The following is a 23,372-nucleotide window of genomic DNA, read 5'->3' as shown; positions in this document are numbered from 1 at the left end:
TCAGCCCATTAAGCACGATCCCACGGGGCGCAAGGAGGGCCTCGCTGGACGGCCGAACCCGTTTCCACACGACGGAGCCGTTCCGATGACCCCCATCACGAGCCGCCCTTTCATTCTCGGCCGCCCCACTCTAGCGCCGCGACGCCACAACCTCCCCGAGAGCGAGGTCGCCCTCTTGCGGATGCGTCGCCGCTTGTTGCGGTTCATTATGGAGAACCACCGCCAGCGCACCGCTGAGCGTGGCCTCAGCCAACAGCCCGTCAGGCACACCGCATGAGTGCGTGGCTTGGCAGGATCGCCGCGGGCCTTCTTCTTGTCGACTTCGCAAGCCGGGCCGACGCTGCGCTCTTCGGCAACACGGCGGTGCCGCCGCACCCGGCCGTCTGTCGGGTGGCGGTTGAAGAACGCGACGGCAAAGCCTACGGCAGCGGCACGCTCATCGACTGCCGCGATGCGTATGGCCTAGTGGTGACCAACTGGCACGTCGTCCACGAAGCGAAGGGCAAGATCGAGGTCCGTTTCCCCGACGGCTTCACCAGCGAAGCCCGCCCGCTCAAGCTCGACGAGACCTGGGACTTGGCGGCGCTCGTCGTGTGGCGACCACCGATCACGCCAGCGCGTCTCGCGATGTCGCCGCCGCAGCCCGGCGATCGGCTCACGATCTGCGGCTACGGCCAAGGCGAGTACCTCGCGCAGACGGGTCGTTGCACCGACTACTACTCGCCGGAAGTTGGTCAGCCGCAAGAGATCGTTGAGCTCAACGTCCAAGCGCGGCAAGGCGACTCGGGCGGGCCGATCTTCAACGACCGCGGCGAGCTCGCCGGCGTCCTTTTTGGCGCCGCGCGGGGGACGACACTGGGTAGTTTTGGCGGCCGCGTCCAGACGTTCTTGGCGACGCTCGCGCCCGACATCGGCGCCGCGAAGTCGGCGACGCTCATAGCTCAGACGCCGCAACGCTTGCCATCGATCGACGCGGCTCCGCTCTCACGGGACGCGACCGATCCGTTCTTGGCGGCAGAGCGGTCGGCTCCACCGACAGCGGCGCCGCTTTTTCCGACGCCGCCTCCGGCGTTGAGCGATCGGAGCTCGGCGCCACAGCTGGCTTCGATTCACCAATCGGCAGAGGCCAACCTCCGGCCGGAAACGCCCAGCCGCCAGACGGAAATGCCCAGCCGCCGACCGGTTTCATCGAGCCACCACACGTCGGCGGACTGGAAGCCCTCGGCGCCTGCGACATCTTCTCAGCAGCCAATGAAGCCAGAACGCGACGCTCGCGCAGAAGTTTCGCCCCCAATCTCCAGCATTTCTGCGGAGCCTGATGAGGAGTCCCTCGATTGGTATGAGGAGGGGAGGACTTTGCTTGCCTTGGTTGGAATTGCTGCAATTGTTATGACCGGCCTGCGAACACTGGGTTGATCCGCCCCGTCTGTTACCCGGGCGATTGCGGCGCTTGATTTCGCCGGCCCCGGCACGCAATCTAAAGGTTCAGGCGAATCCAAAGGGCGGCAGCCCCACCGTTGCAGGACGAGGCTAACCGAATGGATCAACTCAGCGCCGAAAGCGCCTTTAGTAGCGTCGAGTTCGCCGAGAACCCCGAGCCCCGGGTCCCCTGTGTGCTCGTGGTCGATACCTCGACCTCGATGCAGGGCATGAAGCTCATCGAGCTTTCGAAGGGCCTCAAGACCTACCGCGATCAGCTGATGAAGGACCCGCTCGCCTCGAAGCGAGTGGAAGTGGGCATCATCACCTTCGGTGGCCGCGTGCAGCGGAAGACGAAGTTCGTCACGGCCCCCGACTTCAATCCGCCCCAGCTCGACGCCATCGGCGGCACCCCGATGGGCGAGGCGATCCTCGAGGCCATCACCATGGTCGAGGAACGCAAGCAGGCGTACCGAGAGAACGGCATCGCCTACTACCGCCCGTGGATCTTCTTGATCACCGACGGCGAGCCCAACGACCACTGGAAGCCGGTCTGCAGCCGCGTCCAAGCGGGCGAGAAGGACAAGGCGTTCTGCTTCTTCGCGGTGGGCGTGGAGGGCGCCAACATGGAAGTCCTCAACGAGATCTCGGTGCGCAAGCCGCTGTGGCTGAAGGGCCTGAAGTTCCACGAGCTGTTCACGTGGCTGTCGAACTCGCAGCAAGCGGTGTCGCAGTCGTCCCCAGGCGAAGAAGTCGCGCTGCAAGACCCAACCTCCGGCCCCAGCGGCTGGGCGGCGATCTGACGGAGGGGATGGGGATTTGAGGGGCTAAGGGGCTTAGGGGAATCGCAAGCGGACCCCGGCCCTCCCCTTGGTCCCTCAGCCCCTCAGCCCCTCAGCCCCTCAAATCCTCAGCCCCTCCCCACCCCATGTGGCGATACATCGCAGGAAGCGTCACGGGGCCCTCTCACGCTAAGAGCGGCGCGCCGTGCCAGGATAGCCATCGGGCCTGCGTGCTGACTCGTCTGGGGGAGTCTTCGTTCATTGCTTGCGTCGCCGACGGCGCAGGCAGCGCCGACTTCAGCCAGGACGGTTCAAAGCTGGCCTGCGAGGCCGTGCTCGAACTCGCCACTTCTCACTTCGACGAGTCGAAGGGCTCGTTCGCCGGCGTCACCGCCGACACGGCCCTCGGCTGGGTCCGTGAGGCCCGGTCGCGGATCGAGCAGCTCGTCGCGATGCGTGAGGGGAAGTTGCGCGATTACGCGACCACGCTCTGTGTCGCCTGTGTGTCACCGGCCGGGGCCGTTTTTCTCCAGATCGGCGACGGAGCCATCGTCTGTCGTCGCAATGGCGCGCTCGGCGTGGTATTCTGGCCCCAATCGGGCGAGTATGCGAACTCAACCATGTTCCTCACCGGCGACCGGTACGAGGACCACGTCGAGTTCCAAGCGGCCGAGGGCGACTTCACCGATGTCGCCTTGATGACGGACGGAGTAGAGAGGCTAGCGCTGTCGTTCGAGGGGCGGACGCCCCACGCACCGTTTTTTGACCCGCTGTTTAACGCTCTCCGTTCCGCCCCCGCCCCCGACGCCCTCAACGCCGAGCTTCACCGATTCCTCGAATCGGATTCGATGAAGCGTCGGTCTGATGATGACAAGACCGTCGTCCTCGCTGTTAAGACAGCCGCTCGATAAGCCGCTGCTCTACGACGCGTCCGACCGAGTCGTCCCCCTGGGGGACGTGATCGGCTCCGGCGGTGAGGGCGCTGTGTTCGAGATCACCGGCCACCCAAAGCTGGTGGCCAAGGTCTACCACAAAGACAAGCTCACCGAGCAGCACGAGCACAAGCTCCGTAAGCTCGCTTCTCTCAGCGGCGGCGAGCTGCTGACGATCGCGGCTTGGCCTCGGGGGCTGCTGTTCGACCCTCGCACCAAGGGGGTCCGCGGTCTCTTGATGGACCGCATCGCCGACGCCTACCCGCTCCACGAGCTGTACGGCACCAGCAGCCGCGCGCGCACGTTCCCGCAAGCGCAGTGGGGGCACCTCGTGCTCGCCGCGCGGAACCTCGCGGCCGCGTTCGCCACGATGCACGAGCGCGGCGTCGTCATCGGCGACGTCAACCAGGGCAACCTCCTGGTCGATTCGTCGATGTGCGTGCGGATGATCGACTGCGACTCGTTTCAGATCCCGCACGGCAAGCAGTTCTTCCGCTGCCCGGTCGGCACGCCTCACTTCACGCCGCCCGAGTTGCAATCACTGAAGCTCGTCGACGTCGATCGCACGGTCGATCACGACGCGTTCGGCCTGGCGATCCTGATCTTCCACCTGCTGTTCGTCGGGCGGCACCCCTTCGCGGGCCGCTACAACGGGCCGGGCGAGATGACGATCGAAAAGGCGATCGCCGAACGCCGCTTTGCGTTCTCGCACAACCGCGCCGAGACCCTCGTCGATCCGCCGCCGGCGTCGCTGCGGCTCGACGACCTGCCGCACTCGGTGGGCGACCTCTTCGAACGCGCGTTCCGTGCGCAGGGAGACAAGCCCACGCGCCCCAGGCCGGCTGAGTGGATTGGCGAGCTCGAGACGCTGATCAAGCAGCGACGTGTCTGCCCGATCGAAGAAGCCCACGTCTACTCGTCGGCGTCGCTCGACTGCCCGTGGTGCCGGATCGAAAATGCGGGCGGCCCGTCGTTCTTCCTCAACTTCGCGATGACCGACGGCTCGACCGAGTCGCGGCTTGCGGCGCTCGACACGCAGCTCGAGAAGATCGACGCGATCCACTTCCCCGAACTGGTCGGCGCCTCGCTCAAGCTCCCCCGTCTGCCGCTAGCGATGAAGACCGCTAAGACGCCGACGCGCACCGCGGCCGACTGGATCGCCGCGGGCTGGATCGCGTCGGCAGCCACGTCGGTGGCGGGCGCCTTCTTCTGGCCCGTGCTTGCGGCCGGCGCCGTCGGCTCGTTGGCCACCGCTTCGCTGCTCGCCTTCGGCAAGGCGGGCAAGCAGCGTCGCCAAGACCTCCTCGACGCCGACAAGGTGCTCACCGAAAAGCTGCAGCGCCTGGCGCTCGAGGCCCGCAAGATCAACGGCGAGCACGGCAAACGCCAAGAAGAGTATGACGCCTACGCCGCGAGCGTCTCGACCGGCATCCAACGCTACAAGTCCGACACCGAGGACATGGAGACGATCCTCCGCCAGCTCCGCGTCGAGCAGAAGGAGGACTACCTCCGCAACTACTCGCTCAGCGACTACCGCCGCCGCATCCCCGGCCTGACGCCGCAGATGGTGTCGGTCCTCGAATCGTACGGCGTCGATTCGGCGTACCACGTCGACAAGGCGCTGCTGACGGGCGTCCCCGGCCTCAGCCCCGCGGTGATGCTCGAGCTCCAGGCGTGGCGGCAGCGCGTCGAAGAGAAGTTCGAGTACAAGGCCGAAGAGGGAATCACCGAGCGCGAACTCGCCGCCGACAAACAAGAGGCGACCCGGCGGTTCAAAATCGCCCTCGCGCGCAAAATCCTCCAAGGCGCCAAACGGATGCGCGCGATGGCGTTCGCCGCGCAGGGCCAACTCGACCAAGCGATGTCGGTGTTCAAACGCCACGTCGAAGAATGGCGCGGCCTCGCCCAAAAACGCCAGCAAGAACAGGCCGAACGCGCCCCGTGGGAGCGGCAGTTGAACTCGAACCTGTGGGCCGTGCTAGGCGCTGGAATCGGCGCGCCACTGGTGGGGGCAATCTTGTGGCTTCTTATGGGATGAGGCAGACTACGCCGTTCTGTAGTATCAGTATCTCCAAAGACAGCGTGTCCGCAGAAGACATTGCGAAGTTGTCCTACCCCGTGCACGTGCTAAGCACGCTAAAGAGGAGACTCGCAATGCAAGTCAGGGTTTGCCTTCGTGTCATCCTGCTGCTGCTTGCCGGCAGCACAGCCAAAGCGGTTCTTGTACAGGTCAACGACCCTCTCATCGTCGGCAATTACACTTATACCCGAGATGGTTTCAACATCACACGCGACACGCAGTCAGGTCTTGATTGGCTCGATGTAACGTTATCGACTGGCTACTCATACAAACAAGTCATTGAACAACTTGGCGACGGTAGAGCATTCGAAGGGTTCCATCATGCAACGGAGGCCGAACTGGTCGTTTTGTTCGAGCATGCTGGGCTTGATATCGACGCTCATACTCCCGTCGCGCCAGCAATAGCGTTACTCGACCTTGTCGGCATATCTGTGACGTCGAGAGGGGGCGGGCATATAGCAGGGTATTTTAATGATGGGGATACAAATAGCTCTGTTGGTCTGGCCACATTGATTGCTCCAACGCGACAAGAAGAAAGTTACGATATTATCATTTGGAAGAATTCACGTTCTTCGTCCCAAGTCTCTTCCATTACAGGGAGTTGGTTAGTTCGCGACACCCCTATTAATGTCCCAGAGCCGGCAGCATTCTTGATGTGCACGATTGGACTATTCGCCGCGTTCCTAGAAGATTCTGCATGCCGTAGGGTGAAGCAAAGCACACAAAGCTACCCTGACCGTGAAGAGGGCTGAGTGTGGAAAAACGCCAGCTTATTTGGCTTCGTCAACCTCTCTTCAGCCAGGCGCCACACCCACACGCAGCATGGGCATGTGAACTGTCGATAGACTCTGCCGCGCTTGCCCACGCTGAAGTGCTGGGGCATGGCGCCCAGACCGACGCCTCGGGTTCCTCGCCCACAGCATCCCCTTAAAGGGCCCTAGAACGCTCCAGGATTTGCGCCGGCGTGTCCGTGTGTCCGGCGTTGGGTTGGCGAAGGAACGCGGCAACGGGCCGCTGAGGGGCTCAGGCGAGGGGCGCCACTTCTCCGACTTTTGACCGGCATTTTGCTTTTGGCCAGGGGGCCACTCGCGGATGCCTACTCATTTCGTTGTTTCGTAACGTCGGTTGCTTCGGGGCTTCCGTATAGTTTTTTGAACGCAGGACCCATCTCGTAATCATACGGAATCTCCTCTGCCGGCCGTTCCTTCTTAATCTTGTCTTGCGAGTGTCGATGTCGACTATCATGCAATCATGAAGCTAAACAAGATCACGCCGCAGGTAACTAAGAGAAGGACCCATTTGGGAATCCCCGGCTCATCGGGCAAGACAGGTATTCTTCTATCGGGTGCTTTGCTCTCGAGCTGCGTCTTGTATCGATCGAGTTCGCTATCCCTTCCGATACCTAGCCATTCACAGGTCTTTTGAAAGTCCTCAATCTTCTCGGGCGTTTCGAGTCTCGATTCTTCGGGGTTCTCGACCCAGAAAATAATGTCGCGGGAATCGTTCTTGGCTGACTCGACGTAATTAGCAACTGCATTGATCTTTCCACGCGACAACAAGAGAATGTATTTTGCAAGTTTCGCATCCCCTTCCATGAAGGGGCGGATCATTTCTTTAACGCGATCTTGGTCAGCAGCAGCGAATTGCTGCGAGATTTGACGATCGATTGCGTCCCAAACGTGGGCCGGCGGGTTGCTATTGAAGGCCATTTCCTCTTTCAGAATTCAATCGAGTTAGAGGAATTGATTCCGCCTACCAGCCCTCGTGCGATAGTCAGCGGCGGCGCTACTAGTGGGTCTCACCCCATCCCTAGCGTCATCACCTCAATAAAACTCGTGTGTCCCGCCAGCAGCTTCTCCACCGCGTCGTCCATCATTGAGACGCCGCCGTGCTCCTTAGCGGCGGCGGTGATCTCGGGCTCGGGGGCGCGTTCAACCACTAATCGTTGCATGTCGGGCGCGATCGGCAGCAGCTCGAAGACGCCCACCCGGCCGCGGTAGCCACGCTTGCCGCAGAGCTCACAGCCAACCGGCTCATACAGCGCCGATCCCACGAGGTTCGGGTGGCCCAACGCCTTCGCTTCGGCGAGCGTCATCTCACGGCGGCGACGGCACTTGGAGCAGAGCCTCCGCAGCAGCCGCTGCGCGACGCAGAGCCGCAGCGTCGCGGCGACGAGGAAGGGCTCGACGCCCATGTCCACAAGGCGCGTCACCGCGCCGGCGGCCGAGTTGGTGTGTAGCGAGCTGAACACGAGGTGCCCGGTGAGCGCCGCCTTGATGCCGACGTCGACCGACTCGAAGTCGCGCATTTCGCCGATCATGATCACGTCGGGGTCGCTGCGGAGGATGTTCCGTAGCACCGAGCCGAACGCCACCTTGTCGGCCGTATCAACCTCGACCTGCGAGACGCCGACGATGTCGTACTCGACCGGGTCCTCGACCGTGATGATGCGGCCGGGTGAGTTTGCCAGGCGGTGCCGGAGGGCGGCGTAGAGCGTCGTCGATTTGCCGGTGCCTGTGGGGCCGGTGAGCAGGATCATCCCCTGCGGCTGGGCGATGGCGTTGGAGAAGAGTTTGTACGCGGTGTCGGTGAGGCCGAGGCGGTTGAGCGTCATGCGGGACGCTTCGATCGCCAGCAGCCGCAGCGTAAGCCGCTCGCCGTGCGTCGTCGGCAGCGAGGCGACGCGCAAATCGACGCGGCGTTGGTCGGGCCCTAGGTGGACCATGAAACGCCCGTCCTGCGCTTCGCGGCGTTCGGCGATGTCCATACCGGCCATCACCTTGAAGCGCGAGACGATCGCCGAGTGGTGTTTCTTGGCGAGCTTGCGCACCGGCTCGAGCGAACCATCGACGCGCAGCTGCAAGAGGACGACGTTCTCTTCGGCGTCGACGTGAATGTCGGAGGCGCCTCGCTCGTACGCCAACTCGAGCAGCTCATTGCAGACCTCGACGGCGTTGATCGGCGCCGTTTCGGTCTCGAGTTCCTTCGCGGGCTTAGCCTTCGTCATGCCGAGGAAGCCGCGGCGCTTCGGCGCTGCGTCGTCGTCGAGCGCCGCTTTCTTCTTAGCGTCGGCGGCGGTCGTCAGCTCGAGGCCGTCGACGTACGCCGCGATCATCCACTCGTCCGAGTCGGCGTGCCGCACACGGTGCGTGGGCATCAGGTTGCCAGCCTCGGCCCACTTCTGGAGCTTCGCCATCGGGTAAGGGCCGTAGACTTGGCCGTCACCGATCTCGAAGTACCAAGCGTCTTTCATGGCATGAACCCGGGCGGGAGCGTATCGACACGCTTAGTCTAATCAACGCGATACTTTTTCGCTTGGGAAGAAAAGGTCAGGGAAACACTAAGGCACGAAGGGCACGAAGGAAAGAAAAGGTCTTGCCCGCGAATAACGACGGATGTCTGAAAGCAAGTTCATTCGCGCTGATTCGCGTCATTCGCGGGCGTTCCTTCCTTTGTGTCCTTCGTGCCTTCGTGGTTCATTAAAAAAGTGAGCCGCGTCGGGTTGGCCCCGACGCGGCTCGCTTCGATAGTAAGGTGCACCGACGGCTTAGACTTTCACGTCGGAAGCTTTGCGGGGCGTGCGGCCGCCGGGGACGGCGTCGCTTGCCGGGTCGAACCACTCGGGGTTGAAATCGATGCGGCGGTTCTCGGCGATCGCGATGTTGGTCGTCAGCGCGATCACCGCGTCGGCCAGGGCGACCTTCGGGTGGCAGTGCAATGTCGTGGCGGGCTCGCCGTTGCGGATGCACCAAGCCCAGTGCTCGATCTCTTCCTTGTAACCACGGCTGACGGCTTGCGTGACGGCCTGGGCCGCGGGCGTGTAGCCGCCGCCCGTCTCGTACGAGTCGAGCGCGTCGGCGGCGTCGTTGACCGTCACCTTGGTGCGAGTGTTCGACCCACCGTAGAGGAGGACGTCTTGCTCACGTTCGAGGATCAGTGTGCCGTCGGTGCCAAGAACGACCTCGCCGTACCCGCCGAAGCCGTTGCCGTTGATCGACGAGTAGACGACGCCGACCTTCTTGTTGGCGTCGGCGACCTTGGCCGTCGAGGGATTGTTGTCCTCGAAGTAACCCTTGCCGGGGTACTCGTAGGTGGCGTAGACGTGGTCGTCGCAGTCGCGGTCTTGCGGGAAGATATAACGGCCACCGACCGCGGTGACGCTTAGCGGGTTGACCTTCACGTGGCCCTCGAACTGCGAGCTGATGAAGATGCCCGAGGCGTCGAGTTGGTGGCTGCCGAGCTCGGCCATCAAGCCGCCGCCGGTGCGATTCCAGATCCGCCAGCGGATCAATTCTTCGAGCGCCGAGCGGTGATAGCCGCCGGAGAGCGTCCCTTCTTCGTAGCCGTAGTCCTTGGCGTCGACGTTAATATCCTCGAGCTGGGCCTTGAGTTGAGCGACCTTCATCGCCCACTTCTCTTGGTCGCTGACGCTGAGCTTGCCGTACTTGGGATGCTTACCAGCGAGCACCAGCTCCCACGACTCGAGGGACAGCACCAGCTCGTGCGTCGCCTTGATCTGTGCTTCAAGCGCTTCGGCCTCCTGCTTGTTGGGAAGCTTGCGGGCAGCACGGATGAGGTTCTTGACCTCTTCAACATCCATTCCTTGCGGCACAGGCGGCGTCCAGCTGTCATTGCCCGGCAGGTTGCCGCGGTGCCATTGGGCGCGGATGCTGTGGATGTCGCCGATCAGGCCGCGGCGGATCGTGTCGACCGCGTTGTCGTAGAGCACGCTGTAGTGACGCTGGTGGCCGGTGGCGAGCAACAGGCCCGTCTCGTCGGCGACACGCGCCATCTCTTTGCACTGGGCCACGTCCCAGGCCATCAGCTTCTCGGTCAGCACGTGCTTGCCGGCCCGCATCGCGGCCACCGCCGCCGGGTGATGCATCCACAGCGGCAACGCGATGATCACCGCCTCGATGTCGTCGCGCTCCAGCAGCTCGTTGTAGTCGTTGTAGACGGCGATGCTCTTCTCCGCCTCGGTGCGGTCCTTGTAGCCGTAGACGCGGCACAGGCCGGGACGGGCGTCGAGTGTGCCGTCGCTGGACCAGTCGCCGTAGAACGCGCGGTGCTGGTTGTACGGCCGGATGTCGGCGATCGCCTTGACGTCGATGAAATCGGGGTTGAGGGCGCCGATCAGGACGTTCCCCTCGTCCCCCGTGCCGATGACGCCGACCCGGAGACGGTCGTCAAGCTTCCTCCCATAGCCCCAGTAAGCGGCGCCAAAGCCGCCCGCGGCAACGGCGCCCGCGAGCGTCACCTCTTTGAGGAAGTCACGTCGCGACTCGTTGCGGGCGAGCAGCTCGCCCGAGACGCGGCGGAAGTTGTCTTGGCCGATGGCCTTCTCTTCGTCGGAAAGGTTCATGGCTGGCGAGGAGGGCAGGGGGCGTGCCGCGATCTTGCGGCGTTGATGGACGGTTGGGTTGCTTTGTAGTACGCGTCAAACGGTCGAGGGTTTCGGCTCTCGAGACCGGCGCCAGACGCCGAGGATCACGCCGTCGAGCCCCGCCCAGCGGCCGGCGCCAACCGTGGCGAGCACCAAGAAGGCGGCCAACTCGATCGACCAGTTGAAGAACGCCGTCATGTCCGCGCCCGTAGCCCATGGCGGTTGGGTCATGATTAGCGAGAGAAGGAAACCCGCCGCAATCACTCCCGCAACGGGCGTGAGGAAACCGAGGAAGACGCACACCCCGGCGCCGAGGACCACGCACGTCACCGCGCCGTCAATCAGCTTCAGGTTGGACTTCTCTTCCAGGGCGTCGGCGATGCTGCCGGCCTCAACGTCGGCGTCGGCGGCGAGCGCTTGCGCCGCTTCGATGAACTGGTCCTCGATCTGCCGCACCGTCGCGATCCAGGGCTGCATCGTTAGCCAGTTCTCGTTGTCTTTTTGATCGATGAGCGCTTGGGCGAACGGCGCGGGCGTATCGCCGCCGGACTCGCGGAGCTGATGCAGTCGCCACTCTTCGTGTTGGAGGTCTTCGATGTCGGGGTAGATGCCGTAGACGTAGTAGACGACTTCGCCGAGCTTCTCGTCACGCAATTGGCGGATTTTTCCGATCGTTTCGTCGCCGAGATTCGCCTGCTCCAGCCGCTGGATGCCCTGGTCCCAGCCCTTGGCGATGTTCTGCACCCAACCGCTGCCGGGGACCGCGGGATCGATGTCGTGCGGCAGAGGCTTGCCGTCCTTGGCTGCTTGGTCGGCGCGCTTGCCGTAGTCCGCGAGCCAACCGTCGATGGCGGCCTGCGTCTCGGCCGACCGCGAGCCGAACTTGATGGGGCGCGCCAAGTCGATGTGGGCGCCGTAGGGGCCCGGGATCATCGACCGGAACAGCGGGGCGAAGGTCCCCTTCGCCGTGCGGAGAAAGCCTGCCGACGAGAACGACGGGTCGAGCTTCTTGACCCCTTCGTTGAAGAAGTGCCACCCACAGAGCAGGCGCAGCAGCACGATGGCGGCGATCGCAATGGTAGAGATTCGTGTCATTCGAGATTGATAAGCAGCCGGCGACGATTCGCAAACCCGCAGTCTAGCGGACGTTATGGCTTGTTTCTACGACGGTCGGCCGGGCATCTGGGCCATGTGTTAGGACGCAAACCCTGGTCTCGGCTCGAATTGCTGGGCTCGGGTCGACCTGCTGGGCTCGACGGGGATGAAAAGGGGCAGCAGACTCTCTGGGCGCCGCAACCGCTGTGTCCAAACTGACGACGTGCAATGCCCTCACTACCTAATTCCACAACTGAGCGAATCGTTCTCTGTTTTCCGGCAGAATCTTGGCATCTTCGCCAAATCGAGGCCACGGTTCAGGAACTCGGCGTCGCCGCCGAGGTCATTAACGCGGGCCAGGAGCGGATCGCTGAGGAACTGCCAACCGCGACGATCTACTGCGGCCACGCCAAGGTCCCCGTCCCCTGGGCCGAGACCGTCGCCGGCGGCCGGCTCAAATGGATCCAGAGCACGGCAGCCGGGATGGACCACTGCCTTGTGCCGGAGGTGATCGCCTCGGACATCACCGTTTCGAGCGCGTCGGGAGTCCTGGCGAACCAGGTGGCGGACCACACGTTTGCGCTGCTTTTCGGCCTCGTGCGCAGCTTGCCGGTCTTCTTCCGGGCCCAGCAAAAGAAGGAGTTCATCCGCCGTCCGACGCGCGACCTGCACGGCTCGCGAATCGGCATCGTCGGCCTGGGCGGTAACGGCCGGCGGCTGGTGGAGGTGCTACGGCCGTTCCACTGCCGGATTCTGGCGACCGACTGGTTCCCCGAGGACAAGCCCGAGGGGGTCGAGGCTCTGCTCCCCGCCGACCAATTGGACGAAATCCTGCCGGAAATCGACGTGCTAATCCTGGCGGCGCCGCTCAACGCGATGACCCGCCACCTGATCGACGCCCGCCGGCTGGCCTTGCTCCCCAAGGGCACCCTACTGGTGAATATGGCCCGCGGCCCGATCGTTGACGAAGCGGCGATGGTCGACGCCCTGGAGTCGGGCCACCTGGGCGGCGTGGGGGTGGACGTGACGGAGGTGGAACCTCTGCCCGTCGAAAGCCGTCTGTGGGGGCAGCCCAACGCCATCATCACCCCGCACGTGGGGGGGCAGGTCGCCACGCGGGTCGAGGATGTCACCGACTTTTTTTGCCAGAACCTGATCAGATACTTCCGCGGAGAGACGGTCCTCAATCTGCTGGCGGACAAGCGGCTGGGGTTCCCGCGACCGGAGCATGCCGCTTGGCGGCGATGAAAGAGGCTCGGGGGACGAACTTGAACATCGACGCGGCCGTACAGGAGATCGCCCGATCTGCCAGAATCCCCCACACTGCCAGCGGCTTTTCTAGCGACCTGGCAGCCGACTTTATGCCTACAATGGGGGGATGATCCAATCGCTGGGTTGTCTCCTCTCGCCGAACCCCTCGGACGGGGCCTGCGCTGTTCACGAACGATTGACTAGAGTCCTACCTAACGAGGCGAGTGGCGGCTCGCCTTGCCCGACAGTTTCACGAGTGGCCGTCGCGCCACAACTATGAACACGACGGTCCTCCAGCAGAGCAAGACGCTCACGTTCCACGGCGACCCCCCTCGGTCCCGCGAGAACGCCATTCTCTGCAAACGCTACGACGAACTGCTCCAGTCCGAGAAACTCGGCTGGACCGAGCACCTCCGCCTCAAGAGCCTGCTCGGTACGGGCGGTCAGGGCGTTGTCTACCTGAGCGAACGCCGCGGCGCCGACAGCTTCACGCTGCCGGTCGCGCTGAAGTTCTTCTCTCCGGAGCGATACGCGTCCGAACACGCCTACGACGAAGCCATGCGCCGTATGGCGATGGTTAGCGGCCGCGTCGCGCAGATCGCCCACGACAATCTGATCGACGTCCAGAACTTCATTGAGCGGGACCGGGTGCGGATCCTCGAGATGGAGTGGGTCGATGGATACGACCTCGACCTTTTGCTGACGCCGGCCATGCTCCGCCGCGCGAAGGACCGTGTCAGCGGCCGCCGCTGGGACTACATCAACAACGTGATCGTCACCCGCGGCCCCGTGCGGCCCCGGCTCAAGCCCGGTATGGCCGTGGCGATCATGCGCGAGATCATCGGCGGCCTCGCCGCGCTGCACAGGGAGGAGATCGTCCACGGCGACATCAAGCCTTCCAACATCATGGTGAAGCGCACCGGCAACGCGAAGATCATCGACATCGGCTCGGCGATTGACCTCAACGACATGCCCGCGCAGCGCACCTGCACGCCGCAGTACGCCGCCCCGGAAATGCTCGAGCGTGAAGAGTTCACCCCGCGCAGCGACCTGGCGAGCCTCGGCTATGTGCTGATCGAGCTCCTGTCAGGCCAGCCCCTGTTCGCGGGCATCAACGATTACGCCAAGCTGCTCGAAGCCAAGCGAACCTTGCCGCAACGGCTCGACCAGCTCCTCCCCGACGAGGTCACCGACAGCGACCTGTTGATGGGCATCTGCCGCCGCCTGACGGCGCCCGACCCAATGCTGCGCTACGGCAGCGCCGAAGAAGCCGACACGGCCGAGATGGGTTTCGCGGAGTTTCAACGCACGCTGGTGCGCGGCGACCTAGCGAGCGAGTACGAGAACGAACTACGCGTCTGGCTTGAAGAGCTGGATTGATCGCGCCAGCGCCGCCCGTCGTAGGATGGCGCCGAAGGCCCATCACGCTTCGACATGGGCGAGCGTCTCGTGGAGCATACCGGGCGCTAACGCGCTCCGGCACTCCACCCACGGGATGGTCGGCCATTCGTTGCGCAGGGAGCCGGAATGCGTCACCGTAGGCCGTAACCAGCGCCAGCGCAGTTACGGCGATTTCCAGGGTGACGCCTATCGCACTACACGCCGTAATTGAGCCTACGTCGCGCGCCAATCAGGCCGCTGGCGGATCGTGGCGGGGAATTTCGCATCTCCTGCATCGCTCGCCAATGTTTGGCAGCGAACCATTGCCGCAATGTCCGCACACACCAGCCTTCGTTCGGCTGGTGTAAACGTTGTGTAGCGAGCGTAGCTGAGAGAGTAGGGTAGCGACCTCTTCGTGGCCTTTCTTAGTGTGAGAGACAACAAGGGCCATCAACTTTCTGTCAGTCTTGATGGAGTGCGTTGCGTTCCACGAATCGGGCAAGACGTAAGTTTGAACGGCGTTGGTTAGCCCATCGTAGTCCGGTTCTGTGTCCTTAGGGTCCCAGGAGACTACGAGGTCGCGAACGGGATAGGTCACGCTTGTGACGCTTGTATCCTTGCCGAGCAATCCGCCAGCATGCTGATAGCCGACGAAGTAACCGGATGACGCAGCGACCACAGCTAACAAAGAGGCAGCTAAGGATTTCCTTAACGAACTTCGCATACGACACTCTCTGGCTGAGTTGTAGCAACAGAAGTGGATTTTCTACCCCTTGTTTCCGCGGTGCAGCAAGCTCAGTCGCACGCAATCAAATCGGAGCCCAAGCGGCAGCGCCGGGAGTGAAGCGCGTACGCGCTCGCCTTGGTGTTCCCCGCTTCATTCCCGGCGCTGACGCCTAGGGGTTCTGACAAGACCCAAGTGTTACGTTCCTGCTGTCTAGCAACGGTAGCGTCAACTCGGCCACAATTGCCCTCCACCCTCATTGCTCTTGACGCCGCCTCGGGGTCTGGCGACCTTGATGGCTAGGCAGTCAGGAAGGCCGCCATTCACCGCCCGAAAACTCGTGTCGCGGAGACGCAAGGATGCGTTTCGTACTGCCGTTGCGTTTTCTACCGACGCTTGCGCTGACTGCTATCGCCACTCTCGTGGCGGCGCCGGCCTATGCCGCTGAAGAAGACCGATACGGCGGCGATATGTCGACGTACGACTTCGGCTCGTTCGACAAGCTGCCCAGCAGCAGCTCGGCCACCGGCGGGTATCGCAACTCGACGACGCCCTCCTCGAGCTCGTCGCCGTCCTCGAACCCCGCGCCATCTTCGGCGCCGCGGCCATCACAATCCGCGACTACGACGGGCGCATCGGCGCCGAGGCCCTCGTCGATGAACGACCTGCGGCAGCCCTCGTCCACACAGGCGCCCTCAAGCTCAGCATCGCTGCCGCCGCGGACCTCAAGCGTCACGCCCAGCAGCCAATCGCAAGTGACGCTCCCCGGTTCGTCCCGCCCGCTGTCCGCGACGACGCCTGGTTCGGCATCAGCATCCGCCATGCCTCCTTCGACTTCAAGCCAATCGGCGCCGCGGGCTTCCGATCCCTACGCCGGCCTGCCGCCATCGCCTTCATCGAACTCTAGAGGCAACAATCAATCTTCGCGCGCAAACCTCTCCTCGACAGCGACATCCTCCGGCTCTTCGAACTCTTCTTCTTCAAGTTCGTCGGCGACAAATCGCTCCACCGCCGACGACTTCCGCAGCTACTCGCAATCGACCGCGGGATCGTCGAGTCCATTCGATCAACCCAGCCGTCCCGCCGATCAACCCAGCCGTCCGGCGACGAGCCAACCGTCGCGCCCTTCGCAACCGACGTTCGACGGCAATTCGTCGGTGCTGACGAGTCGCGTCGGCGCAGCCAGCGATCCGCAGGCTCGGACGCGCGAAGAGAACACCCGCAAGATGCTCGAGAAGATGCTCGCTCCACGGCAGGGATCACAACTCAGCGGGTCGCCGATGTCGCTGGCGTCGGTGGTCTCGTCGGCCGCGGATCGCGACGAGCAAGCACGGCGCGTCGAGGCCTACTGGGCGCTTAGCTCCGCAGTGGCGGACTACTACCTGGGTCTCGACGAGATGGTCGAGATGTCGCGGCTCCGTCAGACGCTGCCGACCTACAGCACCGCACTTGGTGAAGCGGAAACAACGCTGAAGACACGCCTCGATACGTCGCTCAAAGCGGCCCGAGCCGCGCAGTTCCGCCTGTCAATGTTGATGGGCGGCGGCGTGGCGCCGCTGCCGTCCGACACGCCCTTTACGGGACCCTACGCGACTCGCATCGAAACCGTCTTCCCCGAAGGCGCCCCCGCCGAGGCGCGGCTGATCGCCGAGCTACTCCCACTACGCCTCGCCGAATTGCAGGGCGCCGCTGCCGACCTAGCGGGTTCGGAGAACTGGGTGGACAAGGTACGCAATGACCAACAGAACACCTCCGATGGTCGTGGTATCGTCCTGGCATTGAAGCTTAACGCGCTGAGCCGCCGGGCATTTGTGCAGATCGCCCGCGACTACAACCTGCAGATCAACCGCTACTCGCAGCTGGCGACGCCCGACCACATCGACACGGGCCGCCTCGTGGCTATGCTGATAAGGACGGCGCCGACGAGCGCCGCGTCGGCCGACGACGCCCTGATGGCCGGCTTCTCGGCCGGGTCCAACAGCTCGGCCAGCCGCACCCCCTCGACGAACGGCCCCGCGCGGCGTTAGTGAACGCGTCCGGCGGCGGCCTCCGCTTAGCAGCCCGCCATGCCAAACGGGATCACCGCCATCGCCAACCGCAAGCCGCTCAGCGGCTTAGCGTCGTCGGACACGACGCCGTTTGACGCCGCCGTTCTGCCGATAGTGACGCCGCTGCGGATCGGCGACCTCGTCGTCGATCCACCGATTCTGCAGGCGCCGATGGCGGGCTATACCAATTACGCCTTCCGTCAGATCGTCCGCGCGTACGGCGGCGCGGGGCTGCTGGCGACCGAGATGGTCAACGCCCGCGGCTTCATCTGGATGGACCGCGAGCAGGCCGAGCACCCCGACCGTTTGTGGGGCGTCGCCGACGAGCCGCGTCCGCTGGCCGTGCAGATCTGGGACAACGACCCGGAGACGCTCGCCGCTGTCGGCGCCCGACTGACTCACGAGTACAAGGTGTCGGTCGTCGACATCAACTTCGGCTGTCCGGTGCGGCAGGTGACCGAGAAGGCCCACAGCGGTTCGTACCTGCTCCGCACGCCCGACCGGATGGGTCAGATCATCGAGCGCGTCGTCGCCGCCTGCCATCCGACCCCGGTCACTGCGAAGACACGACTCGGTTGCAGCCGCGACAAGATCAACATCATTGATGTCGCGCAGATCGTCGAAGGCGCCGGCGCTGCAGCGCTGACGGTCCATGGCCGAACCGCCGCCGACATGTTCCGTGGGCAGGCGTCGTGGGACCTGATCAGCACGATCAAGCCGCACCTCAAGCGGATCCCGCTGATCGGCAACGGCGACCTCGACACGGCGGAGAAGGTCGTCGAGGCGTTCCGTCGCTGGAACGTCGATGGCGTAATGATCGCGCGGGCGAGCTTGGGAAAGCCCTGGCTCTTCCAGCAAGCCGCCGCCGCGCTGCGCGGCGAGCCAATCCCGCCCGACCCGACGCTCGAAGAAGAGCGTGAACTGATGGTCGAGCACTTCCGTCTGGTGTGCGAGCGCTTCGGCGAAGAACGCGGCGCCGTGCTAATGCGGAAGTTCGCCTGCTGTTACGCCCAAGGCCGCCCCGGCGCGCGGGAGTTCCGCAAGCACGTGGTGGGTATTGAGACAGCCGCGGAGTTTTTCGACGTGGTGGAGCAGTGGTTTCCGCGTTCGGTGGTGTAAGATATCAGAGATAGATGCCTATCCCGTTGAGGTAATTATGACCTTGCACATTGAACTCGATCCCGGATTGGAGGCTTCGTTAAGTGTTGCGGCGCAGTCGGAAGGGCTCAGCATAGAAGACTTCGTCCGCGGCTGCTTGAAGAAGCAGTTTGGTAAAGCAGCTCCCGCAACGAACGAGGAAACAACAACGCCGACGCACAGTGAAGCGTACGAACTCGGCAAGCATGTGTTTGGCAAGTACTCGAGCGGTCGTTCTGATTTGTCGGTGAACCACGAGAAAATCTTGGGCGAGATCTTTGACGAGAAACATCGCAATCGTTGACACCGGACCGCTCGTTGCCTTGTTTGATGGCGCCGACATCTACCACCACGAGACGGTCAACTTCTTGGCAGCGTCCCGGCGAAAGCATGTAACCACGCTTGCGGTCGTTACCGAGAGTGTCTACCTCCTGCGTTTCAATAAGAACGCACAGATTGATTTTCTCGAATGGCTTCAGTCTCCTGCCGTGGAGATCGAGACGTTGGAGGACGCCGACCTCGCCCGCGCGATTGAGGTCATGCAGAAGTACAGCGACCTACCAGCCGACTTCGCCGACGCTACCCTAGTCGCAATCGCGGATCGGCTTGGCGTCAATGAAGTCGTCTTGTTCGACTCTGACTTCGACATCTATCGCCGAGGCGATGGCGCACCGTTTATCCGACTCCCCGCATAACGCACGGACGCGACCGGTTTGGAAGCCACCGACGTAGCCATCGACGAAGCCCAAGTCCTCGAGAAGCTCGAGCGGTTGCTCGAATCGGAGGACGCCGCTGTCGAGCCGCTGACCGAGCTGCTCGGGTCGCTAGACGCCCGTGAGACAGCGCGCGCGGTGTGCGAGCTGCCGATCGAGCAGCAGGCCGAACTGTTGCGGCGGCTGTCGCCCGAGGCGGCGGTCGAGGTGCTCGACACGCTCCCCGAGGTGACCGTTGTTGAGGCGGTGGAGGAGCTTCCCGCCGATGTGGCCGCGGCGATCGTCCACGAACTCCCCAGCGACGACCAAGCCGACCTCATCGGCGCCATGGACTCGGCGGCGGCCGCGGCGGTGCTCGCCGAACTCGCCGACGACGAAGCCGAACGGATCGCCGAACTCGCCGCGTATCCCGAAGATTGCGCGGGCGGCCTGATGGCGACGGAGGTCGTGGCGCTGCGCGACATCGCCACGGTCGAGACAACCTTGCGGCGTCTGCGCGCCGGCGCCACCAAGCTGCGCGACCTCGACGTGCAATACGCCTATGTCGTCGCCAAGGGGCGGCGGCTTGTGGGCGTGCTGCGCCTGCGGGACCTCTTGATTGCCGATGAGCGCTCACGGCTAACCGAGATCATGATCGCCGATCCCCTGTCGATTCCGGCGGAGACGCCGCTCGACGAGCTGATCGCGTTTTTCGATAGTAATTCGTTTCTCGGGGTTCCGGTTGTCGATGGCGAGGGCCGCCTGCTTGGGGTGGTCAGTCGCCGCGCGGTGGACGAGGCGGCCGAAGAGCAGGCCACCAGCGACTACCGCCGCTCAATGGGAGTCGTGGCCGAAGAACTGCGTTCGATGCCCGTGCTGCGCCGCAGCCGGATGCGTCTCTCGTGGCTGAGTGTCAACATCCTGCTGAACGTCGTCGCCGCGAGCGTCATCGCCGCCTACGAGGAGACGCTCAGCAGCGTGATCGCCTTGGCGGTCTTTCTGCCGATCATTTCGGACATGTCCGGCTGTAGCGGCAACCAAGCGGTCGCCGTCAGTATGCGCGAGTTGTCTTTGGGCTTGTTACGGCCGAGCGAGTGGCTGCGTGTCTGGATCAAGGAGGGGAGTGTCGGCTTTCTGAACGGCTTGGTGCTGGGGGGATTGCTCGGCGTCGTCGCGGCGTTGTACGCCGGAAATGTTTGGATGGGGATTGTCGTTGGCGGCGCCCTGGCGATCAACACGCTGGTCGCCGTGTTGCTCGGCGGCGTGATCCCCCTCGCCCTGAAGAGGGCGGGAGTGGACCCTGCGCTGGCGTCCAGCCCGCTGCTGACGACCGTGACCGACATGTGCGGCTTCTTCTCGGCGCTGAGCCTGGCCACTCTGCTGCTGGACAAGCTGGTCTGATAAGCTCACGCCCTAACGGCGTCGGCTTGGCCTAGCGTGGGGCCGGACGCCCGGCAACGCATAACGAGTCGCAACGATGGTCGCCTTCGGGCTGCTGATTGGTGGGTTGGTGCTATTGGTGTTCGGCGCCGAGTGGCTCGTACGCGGCGCCAGTCAGTTAGCGGGCCGGGCGGGGATTTCGCCGCTGGCAATCGGGCTGACGGTCGTCGCCTACGGCACGAGCACGCCGGAGTTGGCGGTGAGCATCAACGCCGCTCTCACGGGGCAGGCCGACATCGGCATGGGCAACGTCGTTGGCAGCAACATCTGCAATGTGCTGTTGATACTCGGTGTGTCGGCGCTGGCGGCGCCACTCATCGTCTCCTCACAGCTCGTACGGATCGACGTGCCGTTGATGATCGCCGTGTCGCTGGGAGTGGTCGGGCTGGCGTTCGACGGGAAAGTCAGCCGTGTCGACGGTCTCATCCTGCTAGCGGTGGCGATCGGTTACACCGCGCTGCAACTAGTGCTTGCCAAGAGAGAAGCATCGATCGACGCCGACGCAACGCCGCCCAGCGGGTCGGTGGTGGCGTCGGTCCTGTTCATCCTCGTCGGCCTGGGGCTGCTGATGCTCGGCGCGCGATGGATGGTGGGCAGCGCGGTCACGATCGCCAAGTGGTGGGGCGTCAGCGAGTTGGTGATCGGCCTGACCGTTGTCGCGGTGGGGACGTCGCTGCCGGAGCTGATGACCTCCGTCGTCGCGAGCCTCCGCGGCCAGCGCGACATCGCCGTGGGGAACATCGTCGGCAGCAACCTTTTCAACCTGACCGCCGTGCTCGGCGCCGCTTCGGCGATCTCGCCCAACGGCGTGGCGGTCGCGGCGGAGACGCTTCGATTCGACTTGCCGGTGATGGCCGCGGTCGCGGTGATCTGCCTGCCGATTTTCTTCACGGGAAGCACGGTCGCCCGCTGGGAGGGCGCCCTGCTACTCGCTTACTATGTAGCCTATGTGACCTACCTCGTGATGGCCGCCCAACGGCACGAAGCGACGCAAGGCTTCGGCGACGCGATGCGCTTCTTTGTTGTGCCGATCACCGCCGCGGTCTTCGTTGGCCTGACGGTGCTGGAACTAAGGCGTCGTAGGAACGGCGCGGCGAACGTTTAAACCTCCCAAGGCAAGCCGCCGATGAAAGCCCTGCTGCTCACCGACGCCAAGCGGCTGGAATATGTCGACTTCTCCGAGCCGCCGATCGCCGCCGACGAGGTGCTGGTGCGTGTCGCGGCGTGCGGCGTGTGCGGCAGCGATGTCCATGGTTACGACGGCAGCACCGGCCGCCGCATCCCACCGATTGTCATGGGGCACGAGGCCGCCGGCGTGATCACGCAAATCGGCGCCGCGGTCGAAGGCCTTGCGATTGGTGAACGCGTCACCTTCGACTCGACAATCTACTGTGGTAAGTGCGACTACTGCCGCGTCGGCAAGATCAACCTCTGTGATAACCGACAGGTGATGGGCGTGTCGTGCGGCGACTACCGTCGCCACGGCGCCTTCGCGGAGTACGTCGCGGTCCCTAGCCACATCGTTTATCGTCTGCCCGATACGCTGCCGATGGAGCACGCGGCGATGATCGAGGCCGTTTCGGTCGCCGTCCATGCGGTCAGGCGGTCCGGGGCAGGGCGGGGCGATACAGCCGTCGTTGTCGGCGCCGGCATGATCGGCCTGTTGGTGATTCAGGCGCTCCGCGCTTACGGCGCCGAGCGCGTTATCGCCGTCGATGTCGATGACGACCGGCTGCGCGTCGCCCACCAGCTCGGCGCTAGCGACACGGTGCATCCCGATCGGCAAGACCCCATCGCCCACATTCGTGAACTCACCGGCGGCCGCGGCGCGGCGGCTTCGTTCGAGGTCGTCGGCGCCACCGCGCCATTGCGAACGGCCGTAGAATGCGTCGCAAAAGGTGGCTCGGTGACGCTCGTCGGCAATGTGAGCCCGCGCGTCGAGGCGCCGCTGCAGTCGATTGTAACCCGCGAGCTCACCCTCTACGGCTCCTGCGCGTCGCAGGGCGAGTACCCCGAGTGCATCGAGTTGATGGCGGCGGGGAAGATCGACGTGGCGCCGCTGCTCAGCGCCCGCGCGCCGCTCGCCGAGGGGCCGCGGTGGTTCGAGCGGCTCTATGCCCGCGAAGCGGGCTTGATGAAAGTAGTTCTCGAACCGTAGCCGATCAGCAACTACATGTCAGTGAATCCATTCGATCTTACCGGCCGAGTTGCCGTGGTCACCGGCGCGAGTCGCGGTCTTGGCCAACAATTCGGCCGCGCGCTAGCGAAGGCGGGCGCTGACCTCATCGTCACGAGCCGCAAGCGGGACGACCTCGCGCCGTTCTGCCGCGAGATCGAGACGCTCGGCCGCGACGCGGCGCCCATCCAACTCGACGTGCGCGAAAAGGCGAGCATCGATCGCTTCGCCGACGAGGCCGTCGCCGCGTTCGGCAAAGTCGATATCCTCGTCAACAACGCCGGTTGCAACGCCCGCAAGCCGGCGCTCGACGTCACGTGGGACGACTGGAACTTGGTGCTCGATACCAACCTCCGCGGCACGTTCTTCGTCGCGCAGGCGATCGGCCGCCACATGATAGAGCACGAGTACGGCCGGATCGTCAACATCGGCTCGGTGACGTCGGTGATGGGCTACGCGGGCCTCGCCCCCTATTGCGCGAGCCGCGGCGGCGTCAAGCAACTGACGATGAGCCTCGCCGACGACTGGGGCCGCCACGGCGTAACGGTCAACTGCTTGGCGCCGGGCTGGTTCCGCACCGAGCAGAACAAGATGCTCTACGAGAACGAGCGCTGGGTCGAGTATCTGAAGGACCGCATCCCGCTCAAACGCCCGGGCCTGCCGGGCGACCTCGAGGGCGCCGTCGTCTTCCTGGCGTCCGACGCGAGCGCCTACGTCACAGGCCAGACGCTGCTGGTAGACGGCGGCATCAGCACCGGCGCGACCAAGGCGACGCTGGACGAGGTTTGATAGCGCCGCTCGTGGACAGCGAACGATTCGCAAGGGGGTCGCTG

At 64.0% G+C, this 23,372-nt stretch carries 21 protein-coding genes; 16 read left to right on the top strand and 5 right to left on the bottom strand.

Translation table 11 applies throughout. The annotated features are described in order from the left end of the window. Positions 1 to 85 precede the first annotated feature (85 nt). From Spa11_RS15235 to Spa11_RS15210, 6 genes are all read left to right on the top strand, one after another. A complete protein-coding gene (locus tag Spa11_RS15235; protein WP_145113753.1) occupies positions 86 to 277 on the top strand; it encodes a hypothetical protein in 192 nt (63 codons plus the stop codon). Beyond that, positions 274 to 1,416, top strand: coding sequence for a trypsin-like peptidase domain-containing protein (locus tag Spa11_RS15230; protein ID WP_145113751.1), 1,143 nt, complete (start codon positions 274 to 276; stop codon positions 1,414 to 1,416). The genes Spa11_RS15235 and Spa11_RS15230 overlap by 4 nt, the downstream gene beginning before the upstream one ends. Positions 1,417 to 1,538: 122 nt before the next feature. After that, positions 1,539 to 2,222, top strand: a complete 684-nt coding sequence (locus tag Spa11_RS15225) for a vWA domain-containing protein (protein WP_145113749.1) — start codon at positions 1,539 to 1,541, stop codon at positions 2,220 to 2,222. Between the two features lie 125 nt (positions 2,223 to 2,347). Further along, the gene (locus tag Spa11_RS15220) at positions 2,348 to 3,112 is read left to right on the top strand and encodes a PP2C family serine/threonine-protein phosphatase (protein WP_145113747.1); all 765 of its coding nucleotides are present in this window, start codon (positions 2,348 to 2,350) and stop codon (positions 3,110 to 3,112) included. Then, entirely contained in the window at positions 3,066 to 5,171 is a 2,106-nt protein-coding gene (locus tag Spa11_RS15215; protein WP_145113745.1) for a protein kinase domain-containing protein, read from the top strand. The genes Spa11_RS15220 and Spa11_RS15215 overlap by 47 nt, the downstream gene beginning before the upstream one ends. A 116-nt stretch (positions 5,172 to 5,287) precedes the next feature. Continuing rightward, on the top strand, positions 5,288 to 5,965 hold the full coding sequence (locus Spa11_RS15210) for a hypothetical protein (RefSeq protein ID WP_145113744.1): 678 nt from the start codon (positions 5,288 to 5,290) through the stop codon (positions 5,963 to 5,965). Positions 5,966 to 6,454: 489 nt separating this feature from the next. Here the strand turns inward: Spa11_RS15210 and Spa11_RS15205 are convergent, their stop codons facing one another. From Spa11_RS15205 to Spa11_RS15190, 4 genes are all read right to left on the bottom strand, one after another. Then, positions 6,455 to 6,922 (bottom strand): hypothetical protein, encoded by a 468-nt coding sequence (locus Spa11_RS15205; RefSeq protein ID WP_145113741.1) that lies wholly within the window; start codon positions 6,920 to 6,922, stop codon positions 6,455 to 6,457. An 89-nt stretch (positions 6,923 to 7,011) separates the two neighbouring features. Next, entirely contained in the window at positions 7,012 to 8,466 is a 1,455-nt protein-coding gene (locus Spa11_RS15200; protein ID WP_145113739.1) for an ATPase, T2SS/T4P/T4SS family, read from the bottom strand. Positions 8,467 to 8,760: 294 nt separating this feature from the next. Next, a complete protein-coding gene (locus tag Spa11_RS15195; RefSeq protein WP_145113737.1) occupies positions 8,761 to 10,575 on the bottom strand; it encodes a Gfo/Idh/MocA family protein in 1,815 nt (604 codons plus the stop codon). Between the two features lie 75 nt (positions 10,576 to 10,650). Further along, entirely contained in the window at positions 10,651 to 11,691 is a 1,041-nt protein-coding gene (locus Spa11_RS15190; RefSeq protein WP_145113735.1) for a DoxX family protein, read from the bottom strand. A gap of 228 nt (positions 11,692 to 11,919) precedes the next feature. Here Spa11_RS15190 and Spa11_RS15185 point away from each other — a divergent pair, with 228 nt between their 5' ends. Both Spa11_RS15185 and Spa11_RS15180 read left to right on the top strand, forming a co-directional pair. After that, the gene (locus Spa11_RS15185) at positions 11,920 to 12,939 is read left to right on the top strand and encodes a D-2-hydroxyacid dehydrogenase (protein WP_145113733.1); all 1,020 of its coding nucleotides are present in this window, start codon (positions 11,920 to 11,922) and stop codon (positions 12,937 to 12,939) included. A gap of 279 nt (positions 12,940 to 13,218) precedes the next feature. Further along, the gene (locus tag Spa11_RS15180) at positions 13,219 to 14,322 is read left to right on the top strand and encodes a serine/threonine-protein kinase (protein WP_145113732.1); all 1,104 of its coding nucleotides are present in this window, start codon (positions 13,219 to 13,221) and stop codon (positions 14,320 to 14,322) included. 1,160 nt (positions 14,323 to 15,482) lie between these two features. Here the strand turns inward: Spa11_RS15180 and Spa11_RS15175 are convergent. Beyond that, positions 15,483 to 15,869, bottom strand: a complete 387-nt coding sequence (locus Spa11_RS15175; protein ID WP_145113730.1) for a hypothetical protein — start codon at positions 15,867 to 15,869, stop codon at positions 15,483 to 15,485. Between the two features lie 334 nt (positions 15,870 to 16,203). On the opposite strand from Spa11_RS15175, the gene Spa11_RS15170 reads away from it, so the two are divergent. The 8 genes from Spa11_RS15170 to Spa11_RS15135 all read left to right on the top strand — a co-directional run bounded on the left by Spa11_RS15170 (position 16,204) and on the right by Spa11_RS15135 (position 23,328). Beyond that, positions 16,204 to 17,073 carry a hypothetical protein gene (locus Spa11_RS15170; protein ID WP_231932962.1) on the top strand — a complete coding sequence of 290 codons (870 nt, stop codon included), beginning with the start codon at positions 16,204 to 16,206 and terminating at the stop codon, positions 17,071 to 17,073. A gap of 39 nt (positions 17,074 to 17,112) precedes the next feature. After that, positions 17,113 to 18,213, top strand: coding sequence for a tRNA dihydrouridine synthase DusB (gene dusB / locus Spa11_RS15165; RefSeq protein WP_145113726.1), 1,101 nt, complete (start codon positions 17,113 to 17,115; stop codon positions 18,211 to 18,213). 37 nt (positions 18,214 to 18,250) lie between these two features. Continuing rightward, positions 18,251 to 18,535: a hypothetical protein gene (locus tag Spa11_RS15160; protein ID WP_145113724.1), complete on the top strand. Its 285-nt coding sequence runs from the start codon at positions 18,251 to 18,253 to the stop codon at positions 18,533 to 18,535. Further along, positions 18,510 to 18,926 (top strand): type II toxin-antitoxin system VapC family toxin, encoded by a 417-nt coding sequence (locus Spa11_RS15155; protein WP_145113722.1) that lies wholly within the window; start codon positions 18,510 to 18,512, stop codon positions 18,924 to 18,926. The genes Spa11_RS15160 and Spa11_RS15155 overlap by 26 nt, the downstream gene beginning before the upstream one ends. Before the next feature lie 18 nt (positions 18,927 to 18,944). Next, a complete protein-coding gene (gene mgtE / locus Spa11_RS15150; RefSeq protein ID WP_145113720.1) occupies positions 18,945 to 20,324 on the top strand; it encodes a magnesium transporter in 1,380 nt (459 codons plus the stop codon). A 76-nt stretch (positions 20,325 to 20,400) separates the two neighbouring features. Next, positions 20,401 to 21,468 carry a calcium/sodium antiporter gene (locus Spa11_RS15145; RefSeq protein WP_145113718.1) on the top strand — a complete coding sequence of 356 codons (1,068 nt, stop codon included), beginning with the start codon at positions 20,401 to 20,403 and terminating at the stop codon, positions 21,466 to 21,468. A gap of 21 nt (positions 21,469 to 21,489) precedes the next feature. Next, entirely contained in the window at positions 21,490 to 22,521 is a 1,032-nt protein-coding gene (locus Spa11_RS15140; protein WP_145113715.1) for a galactitol-1-phosphate 5-dehydrogenase, read from the top strand. A 15-nt stretch (positions 22,522 to 22,536) separates the two neighbouring features. Further along, entirely contained in the window at positions 22,537 to 23,328 is a 792-nt protein-coding gene (locus Spa11_RS15135; protein WP_145113713.1) for an SDR family NAD(P)-dependent oxidoreductase, read from the top strand. Positions 23,329 to 23,372: the final 44 nt, after the last annotated feature.

It is taken from the genome of Botrimarina mediterranea (assembly GCF_007753265.1).
Taxonomy (GTDB): domain Bacteria; phylum Planctomycetota; class Planctomycetia; order Pirellulales; family Lacipirellulaceae; genus Botrimarina; species Botrimarina mediterranea.
This window is presented reverse-complemented; position numbering and strand designations above follow the sequence as displayed.

Bases quoted from the DNA above. Each gene is read 5' to 3' on its own strand.
- Spa11_RS15235 (WP_145113753.1), top strand. From the start codon at position 86: ATGACCCCCATCACGAGCCGCCCTTTCATTCTCGGCCGCCCCACTCTA.
- Spa11_RS15230 (WP_145113751.1), top strand. From the start codon at position 274: ATGAGTGCGTGGCTTGGCAGGATCGCCGCGGGCCTTCTTCTTGTCGAC.
- Spa11_RS15225 (WP_145113749.1), top strand. From the start codon at position 1,539: ATGGATCAACTCAGCGCCGAAAGCGCCTTTAGTAGCGTCGAGTTCGCC.
- Spa11_RS15220 (WP_145113747.1), top strand. From the start codon at position 2,348: ATGTGGCGATACATCGCAGGAAGCGTCACGGGGCCCTCTCACGCTAAG.
- Spa11_RS15215 (WP_145113745.1), top strand. From the start codon at position 3,066: ATGATGACAAGACCGTCGTCCTCGCTGTTAAGACAGCCGCTCGATAAG.
- Spa11_RS15210 (WP_145113744.1), top strand. From the start codon at position 5,288: ATGCAAGTCAGGGTTTGCCTTCGTGTCATCCTGCTGCTGCTTGCCGGC.
- Spa11_RS15205 (WP_145113741.1), bottom strand. From the start codon at position 6,922: ATGGCCTTCAATAGCAACCCGCCGGCCCACGTTTGGGACGCAATCGAT.
- Spa11_RS15200 (WP_145113739.1), bottom strand. From the start codon at position 8,466: ATGAAAGACGCTTGGTACTTCGAGATCGGTGACGGCCAAGTCTACGGC.
- Spa11_RS15195 (WP_145113737.1), bottom strand. From the start codon at position 10,575: ATGAACCTTTCCGACGAAGAGAAGGCCATCGGCCAAGACAACTTCCGC.
- Spa11_RS15190 (WP_145113735.1), bottom strand. From the start codon at position 11,691: ATGACACGAATCTCTACCATTGCGATCGCCGCCATCGTGCTGCTGCGC.
- Spa11_RS15185 (WP_145113733.1), top strand. From the start codon at position 11,920: ATGCCCTCACTACCTAATTCCACAACTGAGCGAATCGTTCTCTGTTTT.
- Spa11_RS15180 (WP_145113732.1), top strand. From the start codon at position 13,219: ATGAACACGACGGTCCTCCAGCAGAGCAAGACGCTCACGTTCCACGGC.
- Spa11_RS15175 (WP_145113730.1), bottom strand. From the start codon at position 15,869: ATGGCGGATGCTGATGCCGAACCAGGCGTCGTCGCGGACAGCGGGCGG.
- dusB (WP_145113726.1), top strand. From the start codon at position 17,113: ATGCCAAACGGGATCACCGCCATCGCCAACCGCAAGCCGCTCAGCGGC.
- Spa11_RS15160 (WP_145113724.1), top strand. From the start codon at position 18,251: ATGACCTTGCACATTGAACTCGATCCCGGATTGGAGGCTTCGTTAAGT.
- Spa11_RS15145 (WP_145113718.1), top strand. From the start codon at position 20,401: ATGGTCGCCTTCGGGCTGCTGATTGGTGGGTTGGTGCTATTGGTGTTC.
- Spa11_RS15140 (WP_145113715.1), top strand. From the start codon at position 21,490: ATGAAAGCCCTGCTGCTCACCGACGCCAAGCGGCTGGAATATGTCGAC.
- Spa11_RS15135 (WP_145113713.1), top strand. From the start codon at position 22,537: ATGTCAGTGAATCCATTCGATCTTACCGGCCGAGTTGCCGTGGTCACC.